This is a genomic window from Armatimonadia bacterium, from assembly GCA_039679385.1.
GTDB lineage: Bacteria > Armatimonadota > Zipacnadia > Zipacnadales > JABUFB01 > JAJFTQ01.
Window position 1 is genome coordinate 36,332 of sequence record JBDKVB010000068.1, and the last position, 11,289, is coordinate 47,620.

An 11,289-nucleotide genomic window follows, 5' to 3' on the forward strand; every position below is an offset into this window, starting at 1 on the left:
GAGAACCTCCCATGGCACATAAAAAGGGAGCGGGTAGTTCCAAAAACGGTCGCGACAGCCAGCCGCAGATGCTGGGTGTGAAGGTGTACGCAGGGCAGACAATCCGGGCCGGCGGCATCATCCTGCGCCAGCGCGGCAGCAAGTTTGTTGAGGGCGAGAACGTCGGTCGCGGCAAGGACGACACCTTGTTCGCCCTGGTCGACGGCACTGTGCAGTTCCGCACCAAGGCCGGCGACAAGAAGCACGTCGAGGTCGTTCCCGCAGCCACCTCCTAGGCTCGGCTCCGCACTGAGGGTCGCTTCGTCGAGGGTAGTCGTGGGATGAGTGGGGTGGCCTGTGACGCGGTTGAGGACTGTGCGGTAACTACGAATAGCAACGGTGCCGGCACCTCACTGGTGCCGGCATCAGTTTTTCTGGGGATCGGGTTATGTTTCTGGATACTGCTGAAATCACGGTGCGCTCGGGACGTGGTGGGAACGGCGCTGTCGCACTGCGGCATGAAGCTCACATGCCGCGAGGCGGGCCTTCTGGTGGCGATGGGGGCCGTGGCGGCAGTGTCTACCTGCGGGTGGACGGTAGCAAGCGGACGCTGATCGACTTCCGCTACAAGACGATTTTTGCGGCCGTTCACGGCAGGCATGGCTCGGGTGCAGAGAAGACGGGCAAGTCAGCCCGTGACCTGTACATCCCGGTTCCTCCCGGGACGATGATATATGACGTGGATACCGGGGAACAGCTCGCAGACCTGGTAAACGCCGGCGACACTCTACTGGCGGCGCGAGGTGGTCGTGGCGGGCGTGGCAACGCGTCCTTCGCGACTCCCTCTCGGCAGACGCCTCGTTTCGCTGAGATGGGGGAGAAGGCGGAGGAACGTCGGCTGCGCGTCGAGATGAAGCTGATTGCGGACGTGGGTATCGTTGGCTTCCCGAATGCCGGCAAGTCCACACTCATCAGTTGCATCTCGGCGGCCAGACCGAAGATCGCGTCCTATCCCTTCACGACGCTGCAGCCCAACCTCGGCGTCGTAGAGGCCTCGGGTGGCAGGTCCTTCGTGGTTGCCGACGTGCCCGGGCTGATCGAGGGAGCTCATGAGGGCATCGGCCTGGGTCACGAGTTCCTGCGGCATGTCGAGCGCACGCGGATGCTTGTGCATGTGGTCGACATCGCCGGCACCGATGGGCGCGACCCCGCTGAGGACTACGAAACGATCAACCGCGAGCTCCACCTCCACGACGAGCGACTGAGCGAGTTGCCGCAGTTTGTGGCCCTGAACAAGATGGATGTCTTGCAGGACCCCGAGGCGGTGGCTCGGGTACGGTCTCTCGCCGAGCGGGACGGCAGGCAGTGCTTCCAGATCTCCGGCGTGACCCATCAGGGCGTTGAGACGCTCGTGAACGAGGTGGCCCGAAAGCTCGACGAAATCGCGCCTGTCGACGAGTTCGCCGACAAGAAGGTCAAGCCCCGCAAGTTCGAAGCGCCACTGCCGCCGGTGCACCGTCTGGAAGTCCGACGGATGGCTCCGAACGTTTACGTCGTTCGAGGGTCGGAAGTTGAGGCGATCATCCAGAGGGTGAACCTGGAGTCGCAGTACGGCGTCGAGTGGTTCCACACGCAACTGGACGAGATGGGGATTCTGGAGCAGCTCGATGCGCTGGGCGCTGAGCCTGGGGACACGGTCTTCGTGGGGGATATCGAGCTCGAGTACGGTATGGGGTAGTGCCCCCTCGCGAGGGTCGTGGCAGCGCCGAGTAGGACTCGGAAGGCGAGCCCGTCGCAGCGACGGCAGGGGGTCTCTGCCTCTTGCCAGTCGTCCTGCGCTAAGGTAAGATACGAACAACGAGGAACTCACACACAGCGTATGAAGCAGCGACTGTTGACCACTCCAGGGGGAGTATGCCGGTGCGCCGGGACCCTATTGTAGCCGGCATCGACGTCGGGACCACCAAAATCTGTACCGTCATCGGACGTCCCACACCCCGTGGCGCCCTGGACGTGTTGGGGGTTGGCCTGTACCCCTCAGACGGCCTGCGACGCGGCGTCGTCGTTGACCGTGAACTTACCGTCAACTCGATTCGGGAGTCCGTTGCGGCAGCCGAACGCATGGCAGATGTGAAGATCGCGGGTGCCTACGTGGGCATCACCGGCGACCACATCCAGTGCACCAATGTGACTGGCCGCGTGCGCACCGGCAGCACGGCCGAGGTCACGGCCGAGGACGTCGAGAAGGTCATCCAGAGCGCGCGCGACAGTGTGGCCCTGCCTTCGGATCGGCAGGTCGTGCACACGATCGTGCGCGATTTCGTTCTCGACGGCCAGAAGGGCGTCCGGCGTCCGATTGGGATGTCGGCGACGCACCTGGACGCTGAAGTGCACGTCGTCACGGGCATGGCGAGCATGATCTGGAACGTCGAGAAGTGCGTGGTTGAGGGTGGCGTCGAGGTTCAGCAAAGCGTCCTCGAGCCGATCGCGACCGGCCATGCGGTGCTTACCGAGGTCGAAAAGGACCTTGGCGTGATCCTGATCGACATCGGGGGCGGCACCACCGACATCGCCGCCTTCGAGAACGGGTCAATCTGCCACTCCTCGGCGATTCCCGTGGCCGGAAACCACCTGACGAGGGACATCGCGCGCGTCCTGCACATCAGCCTGGAGGACGCTGAGGCCCTGAAATGCCGGTTCGGTCGCGCGCTGGCCGAGATGGCTTCTGCGGACGACTATGTTCAGATCACGCTGACGGGAACCGGGGAGACCGAGCGGATCCCCCAGAAGCTCATCTCCGAGATCATCGAGCCACGCCTGGAAGAGATCTTCACCCTCACCAAGAGCGACCTGAAGCGTGCGGGTGTGTACCGCTCGCTCAACGGCGGCGTAGTGATCTCGGGTGGCGGTGCGCAGTTGAGTGAGGCATGGCGGCTTGCCTCGACGGTGCTCGACGGCCTGCCGGTACGTGTCGGGTCACCGCGTAACCTCGTCGGGCTGGCAGAGAGCGTGGCGACACCCGCGCATGCAACGGGCGTTGGTCTGGCGATTCAGGCGGCCGAAGAGGGCGCTGACGCAACGGCCGGCGCGGTCGCGGAAGGCTTCTCGGTGCGGCAGCTGATGCACCGAGCACGAGCCTGGTGGCAAGACTTCGCTCCACGGTTTCAGAATGCTGCGCTTCGGGTGACGCGCCGCTACTGACCGCCGCAGACATACTCAGAAGCCACAGCGACGCGCCCCCGAGGGCAATCATCCCGGAGGTGGCCGATGCGTTCCTCATTGCTGTGGTGGGTTCTACTCCTCATGCCGTGCTTCGCAGCCGGCGATCCCCCTCAGGTTCTGGTCCAGCGCGACTTCGAGACGGATCTTGGCGGCGTGTTCACCATGGACCGCCAGGCGACCCTTGCGGTGTGCCACGACGAAGGCGCTGCCTTCGCGGGCAAGGGCGCTTTGCGGCTGGTCTACACGCAGCGGCTCATTCCCCAGACGCCAGGCGTGCCCGACCTTCCTGGGTCGGTATTGATGCCGGTGATGCCCGCCCAGCCGAAGCTCGGCGCGATGTCCTTCGCGCTCCGCACGACTCTTGCGGGTCCCTTCGCGTGCATGCTGGGCGAGGGCGACAACGGGCCACGCTACGCGGCGATGCTGTGGTCTCAGGCGAATCAGTGGCAGCCCTTCACGCTGCGGCTGAAGGACTTCACCTTCGACCGCGACGGACCGGCCGACCCGGACGGCAAGCTTGACCCAGAGCGGATTTCGGCGCTCGTGCTGATCGACCTGCAAGCGATGCTGGGGCAGTCCGGTGAAGCGAACACCCTGTTCTACATGGAGCCGGCCGGCGAGCAGACGCTGTTGCTGGATGACCTGAAGCTTACGGAGGCCGTGCCTGAGCCGACGCCCGCGGTGCCGGCGCCGATGGTCTCCTATGGTCTACCGGTGAAGGGGATGGCCTTCGTTGGAGGCCTGAACGTGAAGCTCACGGAGGATGCGGACGACGCCGGCGAGCCGGTGCTGAAGGTGGAGTACCTGGTTCCGAGCCGGACGTTCTTTGCTGTCGCCCATGCACTCAGGCCTGGAGCGCTGAGCGGAGCCGGCGCAATACAGATCCGGCTCCGCTCAAGTGGCAAGGCAACCTTCATAGTCGGGCTGGAGGAGCAACGCGGCCCGGGTGACAAGTCAAGCTACAACACGAGCTTCACTCTGAGCGGGCTCGACGGCTGGCAGACCGTCACGCTGCCGCTGGCGCAGTTCAAGCTCGATGGCAACCGTCCCGACCCCGACGGCAAACTCGACCCGGAGCAGGTCGGCATGCTGATCCTGGGCGACCTGTCCGCCATGGGCGCGGAGACGGACCTGAGTAACGTGCTGTGGCTGGACTGGCTGACTCCGGTGCCGGAGAAGCCTGCGCCCTGAGCTTAGCCCAGCCGCCAGGCCTTGCGGCGGCGGAAGGGCTGGTCAAAGGTGTTGCCGAGCTTGCCCTGTTCCTCCAGGTGGACCATGCAGGCGCGGATGCAGCCGCGTGCGCCCTCGAGCGCCCGACCGTAGTCATAGGTCGGCGAGACCTTGTACTGCTGGGCACGGCCGACGGGCTGCTTGAACCCGGCGCGGTCCTCCTCGCTGATCATGAAGGGGTTGAACTCCTCGGAGGCGCCGCAGAAGTAGCGACTGCACTTGTCGTAGTTGATGTTGCCCCACTCGATCTCTTTGCCCGCCAGGGTGATCTTGACGGAGTCGTCGGTGGGGATGGCATTGCCGGTGCAGTCCCTCGCGCAGAGCATGCAGCGGTCGCAGAGAGCCGGGCCGTCGTAGATGGGGTCCGGCTCCAGCGGCGCATCGGTGAGGATCGCTGCCAGGCGCTGGCGCGGCCCAAAGCGCGGCGACATGAACATCTTGGACCAGCCGATCTCGCCCAGACCGGCGGCGACGGCCGCGATTCGCATGTGGACGAAGACGTCGGGTGCGGGCTTGCCGGGCTCTACAGGGCGGCTCCAGTTGGGGTTTGGCTCGCCGGTGCCGCTGCTCATGTTGCACCAGGGGAAGTTATTCGGGATCGGGCAGGCCTCGTAGCCGGCGTCCTCAATCATCGACGTGACCTGCCAGCAGACCATCGGCTGCAGGACGTGGTTGATTGCTGCGTAGCCCATCGAGCAGTAGGACACCCAGAAAGTGCCCTCCTCGATGCCTCGCAGTGACCCGCGCGGAATGCGGAAGCCCATCACGATCATCGACTTCGCGTCTGGAGCGATGTAGCGTGGATCGGCCTGCTTCGGCGCGCCCTCAAAGCGGTCCATCGAGGCGATGCCACACAGGTCGGCTCCGCAACTCAGGGCGTACTCTTTAACCATCTGCGACGTGAGCGCCATGACTGCCTCCCAAGTGATGCCCAGGGCGCCCTCAAGCGCCCCTGGACTGTCCTCTGACGTCTCGGGTATGTGTGCTGTGACCCCGGCACGGGTCCTACCCGTAGGTAGCTTCTAGTAGCGACCGTACCACCTCGCCAGCTCCATCACGCGGCAGTAGTCGGCAAAGCTGACGGTCTCGGGCACGGAGTGGTCGGAGTGGAAGATGTAGCCTCCGCCCTGCTTGAGGATCGCGAGCTTGGTGCGGATCTCCTCCTCAAGGCGTGCCCCGTCGGTCATGTTCCGCACATCGATGCCGCCCTCAATCGTGAGCTTGTCGCCCCACTTGGCCTTGATCGCAAGGGCATCCATACCGGCCTTCTGCTCCAGCGGCTGCAGCGCGTCTAGGCCGATCTCGACCCACTCCGGGATGAGCTCCATGACGTTCCCGCAGGAGTGGAGCATCGCCCGGACGCCACGATTGTGGCACCAGTCGATCATGCGCTTCTGGGCCGGCTTCACTACTCTGCGGTAGGTGTCCACGGAGAAGAGGAGACCATTGCGGTAGCCCATATCATCGGGCCAGCGGACGACGTCGAAGTGGTAGCCGCGATCCCAGATCATCTCGAGCATCTTGAGGTTGAGTTCGAGCGCCGTCTCGATCATGTCGCGGACCCAGTCGGGGTCCTCGATCAGCGCCATCAGAATCCGCTCGTAGCCGCAGATCCAACTGGCGAAGACGTCATAGCCGAACCAGGCTCCCGCGACGATCCAGGCGCCCTGGGCCTGCCATTGCGGGTAGTTGCGTTCGAGGGTCGCCCAGTCCACTCGCTCCGGCGAGGGTGTCATGCGCTGTTTCGCTTCGGCCCAGGAGTCGTGGTCCTTGATCGTGAAGTCGAGGAACTCGGGGACACCACCGTGGCTGCGCCAATTCTTGAGGGTCGTTCCCCAGAGGGTAGTGTGGATCGTGTAGTCTGCGGTCTCCTCGAGCGTCTGCACAGGATAGCGCGGGCTGTTGTCGTGGCCGATGGAGCCCTGCGCGTCCCAGCCGAAGAACTGGGCCGGTGAGACGCCTGCCGGCAAGCCCTCCCGGTGCCAGCGCTCGACGGTCGAGGCCCAGGGGCTGTCATGCATGGGCAGCCGGTCGGGCTCCTCGTGACGGTAGACACAGGCAAAACGCTCGCGCGAAGTCATCTCGGTCGGCATGGTCGGGTGTCCTTTGCCCTGGGCACGATGCGCCAGTTAGTGGCGAGAGCCGACGGGGACAGTTCGGCACGCGAGGCAGCAGACCTTCCCTGATGTCGGTTCGCGGGGAGAAGGAATCGTCTGCCGACGGGGCGAAGTGCGTGTCTCCCCTCGTCGCAGCATGGGCCGGCGACAGCCGGGGACGCTTGCCGAGCCGTAGGACGATGGCGGGGAAGCACCACCCCCGCAGTACCTTTTATCATTTCGGGTAACGAGAGGTGTTGAAGCTAGTGAGTGTTCGCAACCGCGTACTTGCGTGCCTGACCTTGCTGTTGCTGGTCGCCCAGGTGTGGGCCGCCGATGCTGTCGTGGTAAAGGTCGTGACGGACCGACCCGATGCCATGTACCACTGCTCCGAGCAGGCGCGTTTCCTGGTGTCCGTGACCAGGGATGGAGCGCCGGTGACGAGTGGAAACTTCGACTGGGTCCTGAGCCTGGACGGCGGCAGCACCCGCTTCGGAACCGGAAGTGGGCAGCTTGGTCTGGCCCCGGCGGAAGTAGTCGGGACGCTGGAGCAGCCGGGAATCCTGCGCTGCGCTGTGACGTACCGGGGAGGAGAGAAGCCGGTCACGGTTCTGGGTGGTGCCGCCTTCGACCCCGAGAAGATCAAGCCGACGGCGACAGAGCCAGCCGACTTCGACAAGTTCTGGCAGCGCAACAAGGAGAAGCTGGCGAAGACACCGATGGATGCGAAGCTCACGGAGAAGCCGGAGCTGTCCAATGATCGGATGAAGGTCTACAAGATCAACCTCGCCAACCTCCGTGGCAGCCGCGTGTACGGCTGGCTGGCAGTTCCGACGCTGCAGGGTCCGCATCCGTCGATCCTGACGATTCCGGGTGCCGGGGTATCTGCGATTGGTGCGAGCTGGGCTACCAGTTGGGCGAGCCGCGGCTTCACCGCGATGACCGTGACGGTGCACGACTATGACGTGGACCTCCCGGCGGCAACCTATGAGGTGCTGAAGCAGGGGCAGCTTCGGAACTACCAGCTTCAGGGCCGTCTCGACCGGAACTCCTACTACTACCTTCGTGTGTGCCTGGGCTCGGTGCGAGCGATCGACTATCTGACCTCGCGCTCGGACTGGGACGGCAAGAACATGATCGTGACTGGATCGAGCCAGGGCGGAGGCATGTCGATCATCACCGCGGGTCTCGATCAGCGCGTGACGGCCATCGCCGCGAATGTCCCGGCACTCTGCGATCACCCCGGCAAGCTCTTTGGGCGGCCGTCGGGTTGGCCGCAGCTCATTCCGGAGACGACTGACGCGGGCTACAAGAAGCAGATCACAGACACCGCGGCCTACTATGATGCTGTGAACTTCGCACGCCGAGTGAAGTGCCCGGCGGTCGTCGGCGTGGGGCTCATCGACACGACCTGTGCGGCGACGAGCGTTTTCTCCGCCTACAACTCGCTCCAGGGGCCCAAGCACATCATGGTGTACCCGCTGATGGGCCATGCGATCGACAAGGGGTACTCGGACTACACCGGCCAGTGGATGACGCAGCAGGTCTTCAATGCGACCTCTTCCTTCGAGATCAGGAGACCCGGCGTTCCTGTCGAGTAGTCCAGGCAGCGTGTCCGAAGAGGGCAGTCGGCAGCGTACCGATCAGGGGCGGAGACTGTCTCCGCCCCTTTGTGCTGACTGCCCAGAGAGGACTTGGGTGCGCAGGCAAGCAGAACAGAAAGGCGGCACCGCCCTGGGGACGGTGCCGCCTTTTCATGTGTGGACAGGTGAGGCAAGCGCGCTCTGAGGAACGGGTCAGGTCGGCTCGCGCTGGTACGGGCTACCTGCTGTTGATCGTGATGCCAGGCCACTCGTCGGTGCGGAAGGGGCTGGCGGGAATGGCGGTGCTGTTGGACAGGTTGCACTCGGGGTTATCAGCCCAGGCGTAGCGGACGGCGACTGGTGCTGCCACCTGGTCACTGGAGACGACGACGGTGTCGCCGTCGATCCTGGCGTTCGCCCAGACGAACTTGCGGTCTCCGCCGGCGATCGAGAAGCCCTTGAGCGGCTGACCGTCCTGAGAGGCGAGGCCGCCGAAGATGCAGTCGAACTTCAGGCGGATCTTGTTGCCCTCGACGGACATGGACTTATAGACGGGGCCGGAGTAGGGAATATCCTGACCGTAGGTGATCTTCTGGGCCTGCAGGCCGAGGCGCTTGCCGACGTCCTGCTTGTTGGTCGGGTGGATGTTGCCGGCGTCGCCGATGTCGATGATGACGGCCTGGCCGACCTTGGGAAGGAGCGTGGTGGTCATGCTCTGCGCCTCGCGAAGCTCAGCCCAGGCGCTGTCGCCGGGGTTGTCCTTGCGGGCCATGTAGTTCGCGAGCTGGACCATGAGGAAGGTGAAGTCACCCTCCTGCCAGTTGTTGCGCCAGTCGCTGATGAGCATGGGCATGAGCCTGCGGTACTGGTAGGCACGCCCGGCGTTGGACTCGCCCTGGTACCAGATGGCGCCCTGGATGCCGAAGGGCACGATCGGGGCGATCATGCCATTGTACAGGTTGCCCGGTCGGTGCTGGCTAGCCGGTCCGAGCGGGCCAGTGGGCTGCCGAGGAGGTTCCTTACCCGCGGCCTTGGCCTTCTCAACGTCGGCGCGCCACTTCGGCAGGACCTCGTTGTTGTAGCGCTCCATATTCGCCGGGTAGGTGGCGATGTTGTTAGCCCAGCGGTCGAAGAGCGGCTGGAGGTCCGGCTCAATCTGCATGGCGGGGACGCTTGTCCAGGCCTCAGAAGGAGTGCCGCCCCAGGAGGTGCCGATGAGACCGACCGGGACCTTGAGAGCCTTGTGCAGGTGACGGCCGAAGAAGTAGCCGACGGCGGTGAAGCCGGGGACCGTCTGCGGGGAGCAGGCGACCCACTTGGCCTTGACGTCCCTTTGCGGGGTCTCAGCGGTGACGTTGGGCACCTGGAACAGGCGGATCTGTGGGTAGTTGGCGTCGGCGATCTCCTGCTCCGAGTTGATGGCGCTGCGGAGGTTGAACTGCATGTTCGACTGTCCGGAGCACACCCAGACCTCGCCGAAGAGGACGTCGGTGAGGGTGACGGTGTTCTTGCCCTTGACGGTGACGTCAACCGGGCCGCCGGCCTTGAAGGGGCCAAGAAGGACCTTCCAGTCGCCGACAGCATTGGCGACGGCGGAGGCTGATTGGTCGCCGATGGCGACGGTGACTACCTCACCGGGATCAGCCCATCCCCAGATGGGGAGGTTCATGTTCTGCTGCAAGACCATACCGCTGGACAGCACGGCGGGCAGCTTGACGTCGGCAAGCGCTGGGACTGCCGCGAGGAGGCAGACGGCGAGGCTCAGTGCCAGTACGGCTAGGGCGGTTCTGCGCACAGTGGGTTCTCCTTTCGGTGTCCTGGCAAAGGCCAGAGACGACATGGACGATGTGGTGGTGTTCGCCGGGGCAGGGGCACCGACCTTCTGCACAGGCTTCTGATGAGAGGAGACTAGGGGAGGGAACGCTCAAGGCGACCGGGGGCCGCAAGGCGGACAGACCGGGCGACGATCACGAGGAGAGTCGCGCTGTTGGTCTGATGATGTGCGTCGATCGTCCCGACCACGACCGCGCGTGAGTGGGGAAGAGGAAGGTCCTGGTCAGTGAGGACCGTGAGGCTGCCCGTGCCATCCTCGAGGCGGAAGGCAGTGGCACCGGCGAGGTCTACGGCGCCGAGCACCTCACCGGAGACTTGGACGGTGCGCCCGTGCCAGTCCGCAGCCGCCGCGCGGATCTCACTGACGGTGACCGGCTTCGCCCGGTGGCTCATGAGGCTGCAGGCAACCCCGACGGCAAGGAAGACGACGAGCAGAAGCGCGGCTCGTGGCAGCACTGGGGTAAGGCGTGCCAGGGTTGCTGCCTGTGGGGAGGGCCGTGTCTCCGGCGGCGGAGGCTGTAAGACGCTGAGCTCGGCCCCGTAGCGCTCGGCCATTCGCGAGAGTTGGTCGCGTTCCTCAGCGGAGAGCTCGCCGCCGACGATGAGGAGTGCGTGGTCGTCCTGCTCAAAGCCCTGGGCCATCACGCCCTTGCGGACGAGAAGGGAGCCGTCCTGCGAGGTCTTCACCCACAGCATCCAGCGCAGGGCCTCGTTCAGCCGGTCGATGCGGTCGAAGGTGAGACGGAAGACGGGCTTGTTGGGGTGTGTGGTACGGACGCGTTGGAGGAATTCGTCAACTGGCTGCATGATGGTGTGGTTGCTCTAGGGTGCGGACTGGTGGCAGAAAGAAGGGGCCCGGGCACAGAGTGCCACGGGCCCCTTCGCACACCGATAGGGGAATACCTCTAGCCGCCTGCTCCTGCTCCGCCGCCTGCCCCCGGACGGAACCCGCCCTGGCCGCCACCGCGACCGGCCGGCATCGGGAGCTGAACCTGGCCGACGAGCTTGAGGCCATCGATAGCGAACTGGAAGAGAGTGCCGCCGGAGACCACGAAGACATAGCCGTCAGCGACAGCAATCGCCGGGGCCTGCGGCATCATCATCATACCGCGCATGCCCTGTCGGGCCTGATCTCCGCCCTGACCGGCTTCGCCCGGGGGCGGCGCTGTCGGCGGCTGAGCGGAAGCGATCGATGCGACTGCGCTTACGAGGAGCACGCACATCACGACGGACAACAAGGTGCGGGTACTCATGGAACCCTCCGACTCTGGGGGCCCAGCCGGGGCCGGCCCTCCTGGGATCTGCGGCACGCCGGGCGCACCAGGCGTTCGCCGCTTGCACTGTCT

At 64.9% G+C, this 11,289-nt stretch carries 10 protein-coding genes; 5 read left to right on the forward strand and 5 right to left on the reverse strand.

From position 1 onward, the window contains the following. Nucleotides 1-11 precede the first annotated feature (11 nt). The 4 genes from rpmA to ABFE16_07190 all read left to right on the forward strand — a co-directional run bounded on the left by rpmA (nucleotide 12) and on the right by ABFE16_07190 (nucleotide 4,392). The gene (gene rpmA / locus ABFE16_07175; protein MEN6345074.1) at nucleotides 12-275 is read left to right on the forward strand and encodes a 50S ribosomal protein L27; all 264 of its coding nucleotides are present in this window, start codon (nucleotides 12-14) and stop codon (nucleotides 273-275) included. A 152-nt stretch (nucleotides 276-427) separates the two neighbouring features. After that, nucleotides 428-1,717: a GTPase ObgE gene (gene obgE / locus ABFE16_07180; protein ID MEN6345075.1), complete on the forward strand. Its 1,290-nt coding sequence runs from the start codon at nucleotides 428-430 to the stop codon at nucleotides 1,715-1,717. A 182-nt stretch (nucleotides 1,718-1,899) separates the two neighbouring features. Next, complete coding sequence (gene ftsA / locus ABFE16_07185; GenBank protein ID MEN6345076.1) at nucleotides 1,900-3,180, forward strand: cell division protein FtsA; 1,281 nt, start codon at nucleotides 1,900-1,902, stop codon at nucleotides 3,178-3,180. A gap of 66 nt (nucleotides 3,181-3,246) precedes the next feature. Beyond that, nucleotides 3,247-4,392 (forward strand): hypothetical protein, encoded by a 1,146-nt coding sequence (locus ABFE16_07190; protein MEN6345077.1) that lies wholly within the window; start codon nucleotides 3,247-3,249, stop codon nucleotides 4,390-4,392. Between the two features lie 2 nt (nucleotides 4,393-4,394). Here the strand turns inward: ABFE16_07190 and ABFE16_07195 are convergent, their stop codons facing one another. After that, nucleotides 4,395-5,342: a hypothetical protein gene (locus tag ABFE16_07195; protein MEN6345078.1), complete on the reverse strand. Its 948-nt coding sequence runs from the start codon at nucleotides 5,340-5,342 to the stop codon at nucleotides 4,395-4,397. Nucleotides 5,343-5,453: 111 nt separating this feature from the next. Then, nucleotides 5,454-6,524, reverse strand: a complete 1,071-nt coding sequence (locus ABFE16_07200; GenBank protein ID MEN6345079.1) for a uroporphyrinogen decarboxylase family protein — start codon at nucleotides 6,522-6,524, stop codon at nucleotides 5,454-5,456. 269 nt (nucleotides 6,525-6,793) lie between these two features. Here ABFE16_07200 and ABFE16_07205 point away from each other — a divergent pair, with 269 nt between their 5' ends. Next, entirely contained in the window at nucleotides 6,794-8,128 is a 1,335-nt protein-coding gene (locus ABFE16_07205; protein MEN6345080.1) for an acetylxylan esterase, read from the forward strand. Between the two features lie 220 nt (nucleotides 8,129-8,348). Here ABFE16_07205 and ABFE16_07210 read toward each other — a convergent pair whose 3' ends face one another. From ABFE16_07210 to ABFE16_07220, 3 genes are all read right to left on the reverse strand, one after another. Beyond that, nucleotides 8,349-9,905 (reverse strand): sialate O-acetylesterase, encoded by a 1,557-nt coding sequence (locus ABFE16_07210; protein MEN6345081.1) that lies wholly within the window; start codon nucleotides 9,903-9,905, stop codon nucleotides 8,349-8,351. A 113-nt stretch (nucleotides 9,906-10,018) separates the two neighbouring features. Next, nucleotides 10,019-10,750: a hypothetical protein gene (locus ABFE16_07215; GenBank protein ID MEN6345082.1), complete on the reverse strand. Its 732-nt coding sequence runs from the start codon at nucleotides 10,748-10,750 to the stop codon at nucleotides 10,019-10,021. Nucleotides 10,751-10,848: 98 nt separating this feature from the next. Next, nucleotides 10,849-11,196 carry a hypothetical protein gene (locus ABFE16_07220; GenBank protein MEN6345083.1) on the reverse strand — a complete coding sequence of 116 codons (348 nt, stop codon included), beginning with the start codon at nucleotides 11,194-11,196 and terminating at the stop codon, nucleotides 10,849-10,851. Between the last annotated feature and the right edge of the window lie 93 nt (nucleotides 11,197-11,289).

What these genes read in the sequence shown, in the direction of transcription:
- rpmA (MEN6345074.1), top strand. Translation starts at nt 12, where the DNA reads ATGGCACATAAAAAGGGAGCGGGTAGTTCCAAAAACGGTCGCGACAGC.
- obgE (MEN6345075.1), top strand. Translation starts at nt 428, where the DNA reads ATGTTTCTGGATACTGCTGAAATCACGGTGCGCTCGGGACGTGGTGGG.
- ABFE16_07190 (MEN6345077.1), top strand. Translation starts at nt 3,247, where the DNA reads ATGCGTTCCTCATTGCTGTGGTGGGTTCTACTCCTCATGCCGTGCTTC.
- ABFE16_07195 (MEN6345078.1), bottom strand. Translation starts at nt 5,342, where the DNA reads ATGGCGCTCACGTCGCAGATGGTTAAAGAGTACGCCCTGAGTTGCGGA.
- ABFE16_07200 (MEN6345079.1), bottom strand. Translation starts at nt 6,524, where the DNA reads ATGCCGACCGAGATGACTTCGCGCGAGCGTTTTGCCTGTGTCTACCGT.
- ABFE16_07215 (MEN6345082.1), bottom strand. Translation starts at nt 10,750, where the DNA reads ATGCAGCCAGTTGACGAATTCCTCCAACGCGTCCGTACCACACACCCC.
- ABFE16_07220 (MEN6345083.1), bottom strand. Translation starts at nt 11,196, where the DNA reads ATGAGTACCCGCACCTTGTTGTCCGTCGTGATGTGCGTGCTCCTCGTA.